Source organism: Candidatus Binataceae bacterium (assembly GCA_035294265.1).
In the GTDB taxonomy this organism is placed as follows: domain Bacteria; phylum Desulfobacterota; class Binatia; order Binatales; family Binataceae; genus DATGLK01.
Genome location: DATGLK010000052.1, coordinates 1 through 15,770 on the forward strand (window position 1 = coordinate 1; position 15,770 = coordinate 15,770).

Annotated in this window: 19 protein-coding genes; 12 read left to right on the forward strand and 7 right to left on the reverse strand. The window is 60.5% G+C overall.

What is annotated here, in order from left to right:
* The 5 genes from VKV28_09020 to VKV28_09040 all read left to right on the forward strand — a co-directional run.
* A partial coding sequence (locus VKV28_09020; GenBank protein ID HLH76929.1) for a hypothetical protein occupies positions 1–186 on the forward strand: 186 nt, incomplete at its 5' end.
* 104 nt (positions 187–290) lie between these two features.
* A complete protein-coding gene (locus VKV28_09025; GenBank protein ID HLH76930.1) occupies positions 291–737 on the forward strand; it encodes a hypothetical protein in 447 nt (148 codons plus the stop codon).
* Positions 738–1,086: 349 nt separating this feature from the next.
* Positions 1,087–2,604 (forward strand): hopanoid C-3 methylase HpnR, encoded by a 1,518-nt coding sequence (hpnR, locus tag VKV28_09030; protein ID HLH76931.1) that lies wholly within the window; start codon positions 1,087–1,089, stop codon positions 2,602–2,604.
* Between the two features lie 25 nt (positions 2,605–2,629).
* Complete coding sequence (locus VKV28_09035; GenBank protein HLH76932.1) at positions 2,630–3,133, forward strand: hypothetical protein; 504 nt, start codon at positions 2,630–2,632, stop codon at positions 3,131–3,133.
* Positions 3,134–3,153: 20 nt separating this feature from the next.
* The gene (locus VKV28_09040; GenBank protein HLH76933.1) at positions 3,154–3,543 is read left to right on the forward strand and encodes a hypothetical protein; all 390 of its coding nucleotides are present in this window, start codon (positions 3,154–3,156) and stop codon (positions 3,541–3,543) included.
* A gap of 64 nt (positions 3,544–3,607) precedes the next feature.
* Here the strand turns inward: VKV28_09040 and VKV28_09045 are convergent, their stop codons facing one another.
* Positions 3,608–3,994: a holo-ACP synthase gene (locus VKV28_09045; protein HLH76934.1), complete on the reverse strand. Its 387-nt coding sequence runs from the start codon at positions 3,992–3,994 to the stop codon at positions 3,608–3,610.
* Between the two features lie 121 nt (positions 3,995–4,115).
* Here VKV28_09045 and VKV28_09050 point away from each other — a divergent pair, with 121 nt between their 5' ends.
* The gene (locus VKV28_09050; GenBank protein HLH76935.1) at positions 4,116–4,346 is read left to right on the forward strand and encodes a ferredoxin; all 231 of its coding nucleotides are present in this window, start codon (positions 4,116–4,118) and stop codon (positions 4,344–4,346) included.
* Positions 4,347–4,396: 50 nt separating this feature from the next.
* Positions 4,397–4,708, forward strand: a complete 312-nt coding sequence (locus VKV28_09055; protein HLH76936.1) for an SMR family transporter — start codon at positions 4,397–4,399, stop codon at positions 4,706–4,708.
* Positions 4,709–4,738: 30 nt separating this feature from the next.
* Here VKV28_09055 and VKV28_09060 read toward each other — a convergent pair whose 3' ends face one another.
* Positions 4,739–5,236, reverse strand: a complete 498-nt coding sequence (locus VKV28_09060) for a hypothetical protein (GenBank protein ID HLH76937.1) — start codon at positions 5,234–5,236, stop codon at positions 4,739–4,741.
* A gap of 175 nt (positions 5,237–5,411) precedes the next feature.
* Between VKV28_09060 and VKV28_09065 the strand changes: the two genes are divergently transcribed.
* Entirely contained in the window at positions 5,412–5,795 is a 384-nt protein-coding gene (locus VKV28_09065; protein HLH76938.1) for a hypothetical protein, read from the forward strand.
* Positions 5,796–6,035: 240 nt separating this feature from the next.
* Here the strand turns inward: VKV28_09065 and VKV28_09070 are convergent, their stop codons facing one another.
* Positions 6,036–7,211 carry an NAD(P)/FAD-dependent oxidoreductase gene (locus tag VKV28_09070; GenBank protein ID HLH76939.1) on the reverse strand — a complete coding sequence of 392 codons (1,176 nt, stop codon included), beginning with the start codon at positions 7,209–7,211 and terminating at the stop codon, positions 6,036–6,038.
* Positions 7,212–7,569: 358 nt separating this feature from the next.
* Between VKV28_09070 and bfr the strand changes: the two genes are divergently transcribed.
* Positions 7,570–8,043: a bacterioferritin gene (bfr, locus tag VKV28_09075; GenBank protein ID HLH76940.1), complete on the forward strand. Its 474-nt coding sequence runs from the start codon at positions 7,570–7,572 to the stop codon at positions 8,041–8,043.
* Between the two features lie 10 nt (positions 8,044–8,053).
* Here bfr and VKV28_09080 read toward each other — a convergent pair whose 3' ends face one another.
* The 3 genes from VKV28_09080 to VKV28_09090 are packed head-to-tail and all read right to left on the reverse strand — an operon-like array spanning position 8,054 to position 10,259.
* A complete protein-coding gene (locus VKV28_09080) occupies positions 8,054–8,509 on the reverse strand; it encodes a MaoC family dehydratase (GenBank protein ID HLH76941.1) in 456 nt (151 codons plus the stop codon).
* Positions 8,510–8,544: 35 nt separating this feature from the next.
* Positions 8,545–9,759, reverse strand: coding sequence for a CaiB/BaiF CoA-transferase family protein (locus VKV28_09085; protein ID HLH76942.1), 1,215 nt, complete (start codon positions 9,757–9,759; stop codon positions 8,545–8,547).
* Positions 9,756–10,259 (reverse strand): MaoC family dehydratase, encoded by a 504-nt coding sequence (locus tag VKV28_09090; GenBank protein HLH76943.1) that lies wholly within the window; start codon positions 10,257–10,259, stop codon positions 9,756–9,758. Before VKV28_09090 ends, VKV28_09085 begins: the two co-directional genes overlap by 4 nt.
* A 129-nt stretch (positions 10,260–10,388) precedes the next feature.
* Between VKV28_09090 and VKV28_09095 the strand changes: the two genes are divergently transcribed.
* Entirely contained in the window at positions 10,389–11,549 is a 1,161-nt protein-coding gene (locus tag VKV28_09095) for an acyl-CoA dehydrogenase family protein (GenBank protein HLH76944.1), read from the forward strand.
* Positions 11,550–11,573: 24 nt separating this feature from the next.
* Complete coding sequence (locus VKV28_09100; protein HLH76945.1) at positions 11,574–12,449, forward strand: CoA ester lyase; 876 nt, start codon at positions 11,574–11,576, stop codon at positions 12,447–12,449.
* Between the two features lie 476 nt (positions 12,450–12,925).
* On the opposite strand, the gene VKV28_09105 is transcribed toward VKV28_09100, so the two are convergent.
* Positions 12,926–14,674 carry a CocE/NonD family hydrolase gene (locus VKV28_09105; protein HLH76946.1) on the reverse strand — a complete coding sequence of 583 codons (1,749 nt, stop codon included), beginning with the start codon at positions 14,672–14,674 and terminating at the stop codon, positions 12,926–12,928.
* Positions 14,675–14,822: 148 nt separating this feature from the next.
* On the opposite strand from VKV28_09105, the gene VKV28_09110 reads away from it, so the two are divergent.
* A complete protein-coding gene (locus tag VKV28_09110) occupies positions 14,823–15,755 on the forward strand; it encodes a fumarylacetoacetate hydrolase family protein (protein ID HLH76947.1) in 933 nt (310 codons plus the stop codon).
* The last annotated feature ends 15 nt before the right edge of the window (positions 15,756–15,770 follow it).

Here is a 15,770-nt window from a genome sequence, read left to right on the forward strand (position 1 = left end):
TGGGCCTTCTCACCGCTGCTGTTTCATAACGAGATGAGCGTGCTGCTGATTTTCCTGATGTTCACCAACATGTTCGCCGGCGTGCTGGTGCTGCCAGCCTTCATCGCCTGGTCGCGCACCCGCTTCATCTCCAAGTACGAAACCCAACGCGTGACCCCAACGACGGGCCAACTGGCAACCAATTAATCGCCTCTCGTGCACCGAGCGCAGCCGGATGTCCACAGGCATCCGGCTGCCGACCTCTTCTTACTTCAACAGGATGGTCAGCAATGGGATGCAGGCGGTGGATTGTGGCAGGCATGGTAACCTTGATGCTCGGGCTGGGCCCGGTTGAGAAGGCGCAACCCGCTCCCCCCCAATTATCCGGCTATGCGGGACGGCTTCCCGATTCTCAGTTTCTTAACCTGCCGGCGGTCAACCGGCCGCTACACGAGCTGCTTGGCGCCCGTTATACCGCCTTCAGGAACCGCTTCCAGGTGCTATTTCCGATAGGATTGGTAGGACGCGACCTCGTTGCGGAAGCCTGCGTGCGTAGTCAATGCGCCACACGCCGCGCGGCTTTTGCGCTGGATTTGGATACTGGCAAGGTTGCCGCCGCCTTCTTTACCCGTCACACCTTCGAGATCTACGGCGACGCCGACCATCGCTATCTTGATCTGCCACCCGGCCTGCGTCATTGGATAACCCGGGTGACCGACGAAAATTCCCCCGGTCGAATCCAGTTTCAATTTCGCTAGGTAAACGGGCTCTGATGGCGCCCTAGGGGCGACAAATCACTACGCGCTGCCCGCGCGTTCCACCCTTAGTCTGCGCGTCGGCTGTCACGGAGAGGTCAGCTAGCGCCGCAAGCCGCGCGCGCGCTGACTTTGCGCCGGTGCCTGTGTCGCGCATCTCGTGGCCGGGGCCGTTTGTTATTTAATGGCAAAGAATACTTGCGTGTCCGAGATCCACGCGCCACAGTTAGAAGCAGCTTTATGCTAATTGATGAAGGTTTGGCCCGATATATATCGATGTAAAAAGCGGCCTACAAACCTTTTGGCTGATAATTAAGCAGATAAACTCAAGACTCCAAGAGTGGCGTTACCGATGCGTATTCTGTTGGCCCATCCTGGTCCGCTTACCTACAGCGAGATTTACCTGCGCCTAGAGCCGCTAGGCTTGGAACGGCTGGGCGCGGCGTTGCTGGCCGCCGGCCATGAGGTCCGTCTGGTGGACCTGCAGGTTTTTTCCGGCGCCGATTATGCCCGCGAGTTGCGCTCCTTCAAGCCGCGTGCGGTGGGGCTATCGCTCAACTATCTGGCCAACCTACCCGAGGTGGTGGAATTGGCCAAACTGGCCAAAGCCCAGGGCTGCTTTGTATTCGTGGGCGGCCACAGCGCGTCGTTTGTAGCAGGCGAGCTTATCGAACACGGCGCAGGTGCCATTGATTGCGTGTTGCGCGGCGAAGGGGAGGCAGCGGGCGCGGATTTGATGGAGGCGATCGGGGATCGCGACCTGCTCCAGGTGCCCGGGGTGGTGACGGCGCAGGGCTTTGGGCCGCCGCCGCGGATGGTGGATTCACTGGAAAGTTTCCTGCCCGCCCGTCATCTGGCCCGCCGCCGGCGGCGCTATTTTATTGGCATGCTCGACCCTTGCGCCTCGGTGGAATTTACCCGCGGGTGCCCCTGGGACTGCTCGTTTTGCAGCGCATGGACTTTTTACGGACGCAGCTATCGCAAGCTGTCACCGGAGGCGGCGGCGCACGAGTTGGCCTCCATCCACGAACCCAACGTATTCATCGTGGACGACGTAGCTTTTGTCCATCCCGAAGACGGCTTCGCCATCGGGCACGCTTTGGAGCAGCGCCGGATCCGCAAGCGTTATTATCTCGAAACCCGCACCGATGTGCTGTGCCGCAATCAGGAGGTGTTCGCCTACTGGCGCCGCCTGGGGCTGGAGTACATGTTTTTGGGTCTGGAGGCGATCGACGCCGACGCCCTGCGCGCCCATCGCAAACGCTCTTCGGTCAGTGTTAACCTGCAAGCTTTGGAAGTGGCGCGCAAATTAGGATTGACGGTCGCGATCAATCTTATCGCCGATCCTGACTGGGACGAGCAACGCTTCCGTTTCGTCCGCGAATGGGCCCTTTCCATTCCGGAGATCGTCCACTTGACGGTGGCCACTCCCTATCCTGGCACTGAGATTTGGCAAACCGGCGCGCGTAAACTGACTACCCGCGACTATCGTCTATTCGATATTCAGCATGCGGTACTGCCTACGCGTTTACCGCTGCTTAAATTTTACCAGGAGTTGGTCAAGACCCAGGCGGTTATCGATCGCAAGCATCTCGGCTTCGCCGCGCTGCGCGATCTGTCGTGGACTACTCTGGGTCTGCTGCTGCGCGGGCAGACCAATTTCGTGCGGATGTTATGGAAGTTCAACCAGGTCTACAATGCCGATCGACAGTACGCGGACCATTTCCGCGAGGTTACTTACCAAATTGACCATACCGACAAAGCGGCCGGCCGCCTTCACAACACCGAACTCTACGTCTATCGCAATCCGGCGGCCACCGAACGAACCAGGGCTATCCACGCCGCACCGGTCGCGATGGGCTCGGGTTAAGCCTCACCCGCGCTGGCTGCCAGTGATGGTATTGGCGGCGGGGTGTGCGCTGGCCAGCGCGCCCTCCCAGTCCTCGTCCGCGGCGCCGCCCTCCCAGCCCGCCTCCGCCGCGGATGTGCCACCTGGACCATGGGATCCACCGGCCGCCCTGGCGGACTTGGCGCGCACTCCAGGAGTGGTCTTTTCCTTCCGCGAAGAGCTTAGCCACGACCACGTGACCTTGCCAATGTGGCGCACCGCTTTCGATCCGCGCACCTATGCCGGCCATCCCCTGGGCTACTATCAAGTAACCGCTTTCGCTTCGGTGGCAATAACGCAAGGCGCCCAAGTTCTAGGTAATTACACCGCGCAAGCGCAAGTGGAACAGCCCTACACCATCTATTCGGGCCCCACCTTCATGCAACTGGAGCGACGCGCCCGAGCTGAGGTACGCCGGGCTCTGGCGGCCGATCTGGTGAGCGATGCCGCCCGCCTGCGCGCGGCGGTGGCGCACGCTCGCCAGCCCCCCGTTCAAGGATTTACCGAGTGAAGGCCCGCGCATGTTGGGTTATGGTTGCGGGCTTGATGCTCGGGGCCTGCGCCAGCAGCGGACCGGCCTTCAAACCGGTTGCCATCCAGCCGCAAGACGCGGTGATTTACGTCTATCGTCCCTATCGCTTCGGCGGCTCGCTACTCCATCCCGTGGTAACCTGTGGCTCACTGCGCGCAGCGGTAGGCCCAGGTGGTTACCACGCGTTCGTCGTCAAACCCGGCACGGTACGCTGCCGTGCTTCCACGGACCGGGAAGATCAGGTCGAGCTGGATATTGCACCTGGAAGCGTCAATTATGTGCAAGAAGAGATTGGTTGGGGCGTTTGGGTCGGCCATCCCCATCTCTATCCGATGGACGCCGACCGGGCCCAGAACGACGTCCAAAGCTGCTGCAAGCTAGACCAGTAAGCGACAACAAGCCTCGCGTTGCATTGGCGGCGATCGCGAAGCGCTCTTGGTCAGAGACGCGACACTAGCCCTCGGCGATTACCGCGACCACTGCCTGCTCGGCGCTGTGGCTGATACTGAGGTGAAAGGCGTTGATTCCGCGCCGCGCCGCCAGCGTAGCCGCTGTGCCCCACAGCTTGATGGTGGGTGGCCGCCCGCGCTCGCGCACCACCTCGATATCGCGCCAGCCTACGCCGGCGCTCCAACCCGTGCCCAACGCCTTCATGGTCGCCTCCTTGGCCGCGAAGCGCGCGGCGTAACTTTGGTAGCGCGCCCGCCCGCGGGCCTCGCAGTAGCGAGTCTCGCCGGGCGTGAAGATGCGCGCGCAAAAGCGCGGCCCGGTATGCGGACGTTCCAGCGCTTGACGTACCCGCGCCACCTCGATCAAATCGATGCCGCTACCAATTATCAACTTGCCACTCCTTTCCAGGTTGAGGACCCTGCCCGGGCACTTGCGCAGCCCGCCCGACAAACCTATTGTGAGGCAATTTCACGAGCAACCCCAACCGATGGTCTCGGCGCAGGAGGGAGCGATGGCCAAGCTTAAAATCATGGTTGACAAGGAGCTGTGTATCGCCAGCGGCGATTGTGCTGAAACGGCTCCTGCGGTTTTCGGCTTTGACGCGGAAGGCAAGTCGGAGGTGGTCAACCCCGAGGGCGCGTCCGCAGCGGTAGTAATCTCCGCAGCGCGCAGTTGCCCAGTACGCGCTATCACGGTGATTGACGAAGAGAGCGGCGCACAACTTTTCCCACCCCAAGCCTGATCGCCAAGCGCGCGTGCACCCGCTCACCCGCGGCTACGCGCCTACACTCTATGGCACTGTTCGAACTGATCGTGGCCGCCGCGGGCTATGCGCTTGGCGGCTTTTTCATGAAGCTTTCTCACGGACTATCACGACCACTGCCCAGCATTTCCTTCCTGGTCCTGTTCGTGGCCTCCGCCAGCCTGCAGGCGGTTGCGATGCGCCGCGTCGACCTGGGCTTGGCATACATCTTTGTGCTTGGGGTAGAAGCTTTGTTTACGCTGGGGCTGAGCCTGTTCGCTCTGCATGAGAGCTGGAGCCCGGCACGCCTGGGCGCGGTGATGCTGGTGTTGGTTGGAATCGCCTGGCTGTCGCAGACCTAGCCAGCCCACGGCATGTTGAGCGCCGTTTGCCTAGCCGCCTAGGCGATCGGCCTGAAAGATCCCCTCCTCTACCAATCCGCCACCTTGATAGCATTCGTAGCTACCGTTCAACTTGCTTCCCCTCAGCCTTCCATTGAAGCGGCAGGTCGAACCGTCGGAAAGAATCTCCACCGTTATGAAAACATTGGCGCCGCTAACCCAGCCGTTGCTGATACGACCGGCATCATCGGAACCGCCATCGCGACAAATCATATTGCCGTACGAGCAATGATAGGCTCCGCTCAAGTCGGTACCGTTTTGACTGAGCGAAATGCTGATCAAATTGATGGCGTTGCATCGCGCCATCGAACCTGTCGCCATCAGCCCGCAATTAGTCACCTGGCTCTGACCATCCCAGGTGCCAGTGGCATCCACCGCCGGCACGTTGCTGGCCGGGTGAACGCTGGCACAACCGCCCACGCCGGCCAGCAGGCCGCTGACGATGGTGGCTATCAAGATCCGTCTTAAGCCGGTCCAGTACGCTGCCATGGCAACTCGTGAATCCAACACATACTGACAAAGCGTCCGCCGCGCAAACCCGCGGGGCTACTTAGCGATATTTTGTTGCGTGGCGCTAGCGAGCGGTTAGCCTTGGTTGAAAGGCAACGCCTGGCCTGCTCTCGGTTTGAGATTTCAAACCATTTACTAGGTGGAGGTTTCGCTTATGCGCACAGCTGCACCAATTTCGTTCAAGGTTTCCCTACTTATTGTCGTGCTTGCCCTCCTGGTGGAATTCATTGCCGATCCCGTTCAAGCCCAGACCCCAACCAAAGCCGCCAAGCTGGTAGCTGCCTCGATCGTTTTTCACACTACCGACCGCGCCAAGCCGGCGGACACCGCGGTGTCTGTCACCCTAAGCCGGGCCGGAGCGCAAATCGCACAGGTACGCGATCTGACCGGCCGCTTTGATTCCAACTCCACCAACGGTCCCTTCGCCCTGGATGTCGCTACCTCGATTAGCGCCGACCAATTGCCAGGCTTAACGCCACTGTCAGCTTTGTCCCTAAAAAAAGTGAGACTTGGAAATTCAATTACACCATCCGTTTGACGTTTTCCGACGGCACCAAGCTGGGTCGCGACGTCAACGATGTAGTACTCACTCAGGACACTCGTACCCGGGTGCAGACCCTAACTCCCACGGCTTGAGGGAGGGCTCTTCTCTCAGGCGATGCCGGCTTATCTCGAAAAGTGGCACCGCGGCCGGTATCGCCTGCGTTTACCTTGCAGCTGCTAAAAAGTGCTCATAAAGCGCTTAAGAATTCGAGTGCCCGAGGTGCGCCCTTCGATCTTACACTGCCTGACCTGCGCACCAGCCACTGGCCCAGGCCCATTGGAAGTTATAACCGCCCAGCCAGCCGGTCACATCGACGGCTTCGCCGATAAAGTACAAACCAGGGACCTCGCGCACCGCCATTGTGCGCGAAGAAAGAGCAGCCGTATCGACCCCGCCTACTGTCACCTCGGCCTTGGCCCATCCCTCCGACTCCGATGCTCGGATAGGGAACCTTTTGAGCCTGCGCGCGAACGCTTGCAAGTCTCGGTCGGACAGGCTGGCCATTGGGCCTGACAAACCCTGCAGAGCAACCAGCGCGCGGGCCAACCGCGCAGGCATCATCTCGGCCAGCACGGTTTTCAGTTCCGCCGCAGGCCGGCTGCGCTTGCGGTCCTTGAGCCAGGCCTCGCTATCGACATCAGGTAGGAGGTCGCATCGCACCATATCGCTGGCTTGCCAGTAAGACGAAATCTGAAGTATCGCGGGACCTGAAACGCCGCGATGAGTAAACAAGAGATTCTCGCGAAAGGCCTGCCTGCCGCAGCTTACGGAGATTTCGAGCGAAACCCCCGCCAGTTCCTGGCACAGCGCCAGCGCTTCGCCCTCAACACGAAGCGGCACCAGCCCCGCCCGCGGCTCGATTACTCGCAGACCGAATCGGCGGGCAACATCATAAGCAAAGCCACTAGCGCCAAGCTTAGGAATCGACAGGCCGCCGGTGGCAATCACCAAGGCCGCAGCCTCCAGCGCGCCTCTAGCCGTGGCAAGGCAAAAACCATTGGCATGGACAATCTCCCTCAGCGCGCAATTGAGTCGAATCTCGACCCCGGCCTGGGCGCACTCGTGCAGCAACATTTCGACAATCTGGCGTGCCGAACCATCGCAAAACAATTGTCCGAGGGTTTTTTCATGATAGGCGATTCCATGGCGTTCGACCAAAGCGATGAAATCGGATGGCGTGTAACGGCTAAGGGCCGACTTGCAAAAATGTGGATTGACAGAAAGAAACCGCTCCGCGCTCACCTCGCGATTGGTAAAATTACACCGCCCTCCACCGGAAATCAGGATTTTCGCTCCCACTTGCGGGCCATGTTCAAGGACGCAAACGCGCCGGCCCCGCTGGCCGGCGGTAAGGGCGCACATCAGGCCGGCCGCCCCCGCACCAACGACCACCGCGTCGAACTTTTCCATCTACTAAAAATTATTAAACGGCTACTTGCCAAACCAGGCGATTGTTGATAATGATTCTCAATATCTGAGGTGTCCGCATGTATGTCTGTGTCTGTAATGCCCTAACCGACCGCCAACTCCGCTCGCGCGCCGCGAGCGCCGAATCGGTCGCCGCGCTGTATCGCGCGATGGCTGTACGCCCAGCCTGCGGCAAGTGCGTACCCTCGATGCGCACGTTTTTGCAGCCCTCCCAGCAGCAAGCGGCCGCACGTACCCCGTTGGAATGCGCTAGCAAAGGGTGACAAGGCATCCACCCATCCCTGCGACCCCCGCATCGCCGTTTCTGTGATAGGCTAACCAATTGGCAGGAGGCTGGTCGATGAAGACCGACCCTCGGATCATCCAATTCCTCAACCTCGTTTTACGTAACGAACTGACCGCCATAAATCAGTACTTTCTCCATTCGCGCCAGTTGAAACACTGGGGCACTCACAAGCTGGGAGAGTACGAATATAAGGAATCGATAGCCGAAATGCGCCACGCCGATGCAGTCATCGAACGGGTGCTGTTTCTGGAAGGTCTGCCCAATCTACAGGATCTCGATCGGCTGCTAATCGGAGAAAACGTCAAGGAAGTGCTTGACGCAGACCTGCGCTTGGAGCGCAAGGCGCTGGGAGATCTGCGCGACGCGATCGCCTATGTCGAGGGTGCGCGCGACTTTGCCACGCGCGACTTGCTGCAGAAGATTCTGGTGGACGAAGAAGCCCACGTCGATTTTATCGAGACTCAGTTGGACATGATCGCCCGGATGGGCCTGGAGAACTACATCCAGTTGCAATCCAGCGCGGCCTGAGCGCATTTGCTCAGCCCGCGGGATGGCGCAGACGGACGAAATTCAGCGCCCGCATGCTCATCACCAGCTCGTTCCGTTGATTGAAGACTTCCATCAAGGATTTGAGCAGCCCGCGGTCGGGCTTGGTGCGCGAGCGGCGTGCCTCTAGCACCGTCACCCTGACGCGCAGTTCATCACCCGGCCGGACCGGGAGCAGCCAGCGCAGCTCATCGATGCCGGGCGAGCCCAGGCTGGAGGCGGCGGGAATGAAATGCTCTACCAATAGCCGCATTGTAATACTAGCAGTATGCCAACCGCTGGCGATCAAGCCGCCAAAAGGGCCGCGAGCGGCTGCCTCGCGGTCGATATGCAGGTATTGCGGATCGTAACGGCTGGCGAAATCGATGAGTTCCGCTTCATCAACCCTGGCGCTGCCAAACTCGTGGATGGCGCCCACATGGTAATCTTCGAAGAATTCCGGTTTCACGTTTTAAGCTTTCTTCCAACGCAAGGTGGGCGCCGTCAGATCACTTTGTCCTGGCGCAATTTGCCGATCGCCGCGTCGTCGTAACCCAGCTCGCGCAGGATGGCCTCGCTGTCTTCGCCCAAGTCCGGAATCCGATCGAACCGCGGCGGGCTGTCCGATAGCCGCATCGGCGAGCGCATCACCGGCAGCCGCCCCACCGGCGAATCGACCTCTCCAATCATCTGTCGAGCCTCGATCTGCGGGTGGTTTAGGACCTCGCCGATTCCTCGCACCAGGCCATAGGCCATGTCGGCGGCGCGCAGGCGTGCCAGCCATTCCTGATGGGGCTGGGTCAGGAACAATCTTTCGACAATTTCCTCCAGTACCGCGCGATTGTGTCGCCGATGCTCGACGGTGTCGAAGCGCGCGTCCTCCAACAAATCAGGGCGCTGAAGCACCAGCTTGCAGAATTTGACCCAATCCTGGGCCGTCGCCACCGCAACGCTAACCCAAACTCCGTCACCCGCCCGATAGGGTCCGTAAGGCGTGATATAGGGATGGCGCATTCCGGTACGCTCGGGCTCCTCGCCGCGATGCCAATAGTAATGGGGGAAGTAGCCCAGCCAGGCGGTCATCGCTTCGAACATCGACAGATCGATGGTCTGCCCGCGACCGCTGCGTTCGCGCTGAAAGAGCGCCATCATGATGGAAAGCGCGGCATACATCGAGGAGGTCAGGTCCGCGATCGCGATGCCTGCTCGTGCCATCTGATCCTTGTAACCGGTGGTGGCGATAATTCCGCTTTCACCCTGAACTAGCAAATCGTAGGCCTTGACGTCACGATAAGGGCCCTGCTGGCCGTAGCCTGAAAGCGAGCAGTAGATCAGACGCGCATTGAGCTGGCAAAGGTCGGCAGGTCCCAGTCCCAGCCGTTCGACCACTCCAGGCGCGAAGTTTTCCAGAAACACGTCGGCCTGGGCGACCAGTTTGAGAATGACTTCCTTGCCCGCCGGTTGTTTGACATCGATCGCAAGGCTGCGCTTGTTCCAGTTAAGCCACACATAGCCTGATGACAAGCCATGCACGGCGCTGTCCCAATGGCGAATCAGGTCACCCTCCCCCGGTCGCTCGATCTTGATTACCTCGGCGCCCATGTCGGCTAGCATCCGGCTGCAATGGGGCGCGGCTACCGAGGCTTCGAAGGCCACCACCTTGATTCCGTCAAGCGCGCGCCGCACCGGCGCGGGAGAAGCCGCCTTGCCCTCGCTCATCGCGCCACCGGCTCGGGGAACAGGTCCTGTTTGGGGGCATAAGCCCTCTTCCAGACCATTACGCTGCGTACAAAATCGATCACTACCTTGCCCTCCTGCTGGATGCCGCGGGTGCGCACCTTCAGAATTCCCCACTGCGGCTTGGACTTGGACTCGCGCTTTTCAATCACCTCGGATTCCGAATACAGGGTGTCACCGGCGAACAGCGGGTTAGGCAACGTGATCTGATCCCAGCCCAGAGCAAAGCCGTTTTCACTCACGTCGGCCACGCTCATCCCAGCGACGATCGCCATGGTAAGGGCGCTGTTGATGAGGCAGCGGCCGAACTCAGTGCGCTTGCCGTACTCGTTGTTGAAATGGATTTGGTTGGTATTGTTGGTCAGCAGCGTGAACCAGATATTGTCGGCTTCGGTGACCGTGCGCCCCAGCCGGCAGCGATAGATGTCGCCGGGAGCGAAATCCTCGAAATAACGTCCTTCCCAGCCCGCTTTGATGGGCATGTTGATCCCTCCTGAGCCTCGCCTAAAAATGACGCGGGACGTGCGACGAAAGGCAGCGGGCGCAAGTTGGCGCCCTGCTTCCCACTATGCTGGCGCATATATTACAACCGTAGGGTGAAGGAACAACAGATGAGCAGCGGGAGTGCCGAAGATCAGGCCGAAATTCGCGCCGGTGTACAACAGCTATGCCGCGAGTACCCCGACGCCTACTGGCGCGAGCTGGATCGCCGCGGCGATTATCCGCAGGCTTTCGTCGACGCCTTGGCGCGCAGCGGCTATCTGGCCGCGCTGATCCCCGAGGAATACGGCGGCTCGGGCTTAGGTATCACCGAAGCCAGCATCATCCTTGAAGAGATCAACCGCTGCGGTGGCAACTCGGCCGCGTGCCATGCCCAGATGTACACGATGGGCGTGGTCCTGCGCCACGGTAGCGAGGCGCAAAAGCGCCGCTACTTGCCCGCGATCGCGCGCGGCGAATTGCGTTTGCAGGCCTTCGCCGTGACCGAACCCAATGCCGGATCGGAAACCACCAAGCTGGAGACCCGCGCCGTGCGCCGCGGCGACCATTACGTGATAAACGGCCAAAAAATCTTCATCTCGCGAGTCCAGGAGTCCGATCTGATGCTGCTTTTGGCCCGCACTACGCCCTACGCCGAGCTCAAGGACAAAACCCAGGGTTTGTCGGTGTTCTTGCTCGATATGCGTGAGGTCAAAGGGGAGTTGGAGGTCCGGCCGCTGGACTTGATGATCAACCATCACTCCAACAGCCTGACCTTCACCGACGTCGAGATTCCCGCCGATTGCTTGGTGGGCGAGGAAGGGCGCGGCTTTCGCTACATCATCGACGGTTGGAACGCCGAACGCATCCTGATTGCCGCCGAGGCCGTGGGCGACGGCCGCTGGTTTATCGAACGAGCGACTAACTATGCGCGCCAGCGCGAGGTTTTCGGCCGTCCGATCGGCGCCAACCAAGGTATCCAGTTTCCAATCGCGCAGGCTTATGCGCGGATCTGCGCCGCCGATCTTATGCGGATGGACGCCGCAGCCAAGTTCGATCGCAATCACAAATGCGGGGCCGAGGCCAACATGGCGAAATGGCTGGCCTCCGAGGCCTCCTGGGAGGCCGCCAACGTCTGCCTCAATACCCACGGCGGTTACGGCTTTGCGCGCGACTTCGACATCGAGCGCAAGTTCCGCGAAACTCGACTCTTCATTACCGCCCCCGTCAGCAACAATCTGGTGCTCGCCTTTCTCAGCCAGAACGTGCTCGGCCTTCCCCGCTCCTATTAAACGGCCGCGCTCAGGGAGAATTACGTGCAAAAGCTCTTACGCTCCTGGATGTTCGTGCCCGGTAGCCGCCAACGCATGATCGACAAGGCGCTGGCTTTGACCAGCGTGGACGCTATCATGCTCGACCTCGAAGACGGGGTAGCACCGGCGGAAAAGGATCCTGCTCGCCTGTTGGTCGGTCAAAGCTTGGCGCGAGCCCACCAAATGGGGCCGACACCCGCCCGCTACGTGCGAATCAATGCTATCGGCCATCAACGTATGCAGGACGACCTGGCCGCCGTCCTGGCCCCGGGGTTGGAGGGGTTGTTGCTGCCCAAGGTGGAAACGGCCGAACAAATCAAATTGGTGGCTGGCCTACTCGATGCGCGCGAGACACACTGCGGGCTGGAGGCAGGCGGAGTTAGGTTGATGGTCGCGATCGAGAGCCCACGTGGCCTAATGCAGGCCCACGCTATCGCCAGCGCTTCACCGCGGGTCATTGGTCTGATGTTCGGGGCCGAGGATTTCGGCCGGGAATTGGGCTTGCCCATCAAGCGCGAGGGCGAGGCCAGCGAGCTACTCTATCCGCGCTCGGCCATCGCCCTAGCCGCCGCCGCAGCCAACGTCCAAGCTGTCGATGGCGTCTGGCCCAATCTGCAGGATAGCGCGGGTCTGACCCGCTACGCGACCCAGGCCCGCCGGCTAGGCTTCACCGGGATGTCGCTGATCCATCCCTCGCAGATCGAAGCCATCAACCAGGTCTTTACCCCCACCCCAGACGAATTGGAACATTGCCGCCAGGTCATCGCCGCCTTCGAGCAGGCCCAGGCTCGGGGCGACGGCTCAATCGCCTTTGGCGGCCAACTCATCGACTTGCCCATCGTCGAGCGCGCCCGCCGCACCCTGACTTTGGCCGGATAGAAAAGGCAGACAGGAGAGACCGTCCGCGGCACCGCCGCCTGGGGACGATTGCAAAGCGCGATAACGCTTTCGCAATTCGCATCAGATTCTCTTCGACGGATCGTTGAAAAGTCTAGTCGAATGGTTAGGTTTATCTTCAAAGGGCGCTGGTCCAGAAATTGCTTATACCAGTGCTCGTCAGGAGGTAAACAAAATAATGACACTACTAATTGCGGTTTTTGCGGCAGCGGCGGCTTTTATCCCAGCTATTTGGTGGCCCGCTCGCGACGACGCTCTGGCGCGAGCTGCTCAGCCCGCGCTCACCAAACGGCCTGCTTCGCCCTCCCCTAACGCGCGGCGGCCGCGGCTGGTTGCGGCCAATTAGGATGGCGTCTACCTTGAAGCGGCCTCCGCTGCCGCGCGGCGTGGTGAGGGCGGAGGTCGAGGAGGAGTGTGGCGACGCCGACCCAGTTCGGCCCACTGTTGGCACCACGGGGTTAGGGAATGATCGGCAAGACCAAATGAGAGGGAGCGCGGACATCATGGAAGACGCGCTGCTGCGCGACTTGCATACGTGTCCCCAACATAGGGTCCTCGCCGGTGTTGAGGTTGCGGTCATAGCGCGGAAAGTTGCTGGAGGTAATTTCCAGCCGCAAGCGATGGCCGGGCTTAACCACATGACTGGTTGCCCATAAATCAATTGAAAAGCGATAGACCTCGCCTGGCTTGATGGGGCTTGGCTGCGACAACGATTCGCGAAAGCGAGCGCGGATGACGCCTTCTACTAAATTCTGCACGTAGCCGTCGAGCCGCACGTCGCAAAGCTTGGCGCAAAAATCCGTATCTGGCGCCGACGATGATGCAAATAGCGTCAAAGTAACCGGACCGGTAATCTCCAGCTCTCGCTCTAAAATTTCTCCCGTATACACCAGTACGTCAGCTCGCTCTTCGATTTCCCGCTGGTCGTAAACCCCGTTGGGAAGGCTGAGCACGGTGCCTCCGCGAGTGGCAACTGGATTGCGCGGATCGTAGGCATAACCATCTGCCGGCTGCTCGCCAGGCGGGGTGAAGGAAAGCCGACCGTCGCCGCGAAGGCTATTGGCATGCCCCTCGCTATGCAGATAAAGCTTGGTATAGCGCGTTCTTGTCAGCGGCCATTCCTGTTCGTCGCGCCATTGATTACGCCCCATCACGAAAATGCGTACCGGCGGCTCCTCCAGTACCCCGTTAGCCATGCCCTTGAGAAAATAATCGAACCAGCGAAGCTGATAAGCGTTGAGTTCGATTAGGGCCTCCGAACCAAAATCGCTTTCCCCAGTGCCCTTGGAGGTGGGGATCGAATAGGGCAGCAGATGGGCCCATGGTCCCATCAGCAGCTTCTGCGCACGTCGGCTCGCCTCGCTTTTAGCCTGCCGGCGCATCCCCTGGTACATCATCAGGGTGTCGTACTGAAAGACGTCGTACCACGAGCCGATATGGAACATCGGCAGGTCGATCTCACCTATTCGTCCACGCAGGTCGGTTTGCTCCCAATACGAACCGTAGCGCCAGTTGCGCAAATAATCGCTGAAATAGGGTGCGCCTTGGCCCAATCGCTCGCCCCAATCGGCCAACGGCAGATGGAGGTAATGCTCCAGGGTAAGTGGCGAGAAGCGTTGCTTCGGATCCTCCAAATAGCTGTCCAGTCGCGCCCGCTCCTGCTCGTAAAGCCCCTGGCGGGCCAAGCTGTCACGTACCATTGTGATGAAATAACCCAGCATCCAGCCCAGCTCGAAGACTCCGCGCCGATAGATGAAGTCTTCGAAATAAGTGACCGGCCCCGATGTCACCGCGGCCGCGCGCAGTTCGGCGGGAGCGTTGGGCGCGGCCAAGTACTGCACCAGTCCCAGGTAGGATTGGCCCACGCTGCCTACCACCCCGTTGCATTGCCCCAGCCGCGCCGCCCATCGCAGGGTATCGTGGCCGTCGTTGTGCTCGTGCACGAAGGGCACGAACTGGCCCTGGGAGGAATGGCGGCCGCGGGTGTCCTGCACGATTACCAGATAGCCACGGCTCGCAAAGTATTCGCGCTCGGGGGAGGTGGATTGCCCCTTGTCGTAAGGGGTACGCATCACCAGGGCAGGAAAGCGGCCAGGCGCGTCGGGGCGATACAGATCGGCGTAAAGGATCGTGCCGTCGCGCATCGGCACCGCCAAATCCCGCTCGACCACCATTCGAAAACGAGCCTCGCGAGCCGTGGCTGACATGACTTTGTCCTCCCCGCGCGATTAGCGCCACGTCGAGTGCTAGCATTTTTAGCAATCCGCTTTAAGGGAGCTGCGTCGGGATGGCTTTTTGGCCGCTACCCGCCTAGCCTGTGGCGCAAGCTTCAAAGCTCGCCGAGGAGGGTCCAGAATGAAGCTGGTTTTATTTCAGACGGAGCAAGGAGAAATCTGCCCCGGTCTGATGACCACGCGTGGAATCGTCAATATTGCGGCGGCGGTGCCGCGAGGTCACACTCCGGAACTCACGATGGAGGGGATCATTAACCGCTTCGAAGAGCTGCGGCCGGTGTTGGCGGAGCTTGATTCCAAAGGCCCCGCGCTACCCTCCGATCGGGTGCGATTGTTACCGCCGTTGCCGCGGCCGGGCAAAATCCTGTGCTGCATCGCCAATTACTGGGAGCACGCCCAGCGTGAGCCGCGCCCCCTCAACATGTTTCTGAAAAACCCCGACGCCGTGGTCGGGCCCGGTGACACGATTCGCCTGCCCGAGTTCACCGAGCCTTGGATGTTCATGCACGAAGCGGAGCTCGCCCTGGTAATCAAGGGGCCGGCCAAGATGGTGGCGGCGGCGGATTGGCGGCGCGCGGTCTTCGGCTACACGGCGCTGATTGACGTGTCGGCGCGCGGCCAGGGACGCTACACCTGGAAACAGGGGAGCTGGCTGGGCAAATCCTTCGACACGTTTGCGCCAATCGGTCCCTGTATCGCTACCGCCGACGAGATTGCCGATCCCAATGATCTGCACGTGCGGTTCTGGAATAACGGTGAATTGCGCCATAACTACAGCACCGACGACATGGAACATCGCGTGCCGGAGTTGGTCGAGTTTGCCTCCACCGTCATGACCCTCAACAGCGGCGACTTGATAGCCTGCGGCACCAACCACGAAGGGTTGGGTGCGCTACAGGACGGCGAGCTGGTCGAGATCGACATCCAGCATATCGGGCGGATGGCACTGCGGGTGGCCGACCCCTTGAAGCGCACCTGGGAGCGAGGCGTTTACATGGGTGCCGATTCCACTAATCCCGAGGCTGTGCGCCGCCATCGCCCACCAAGCGCATGAGCCCCGAGCGGGGGA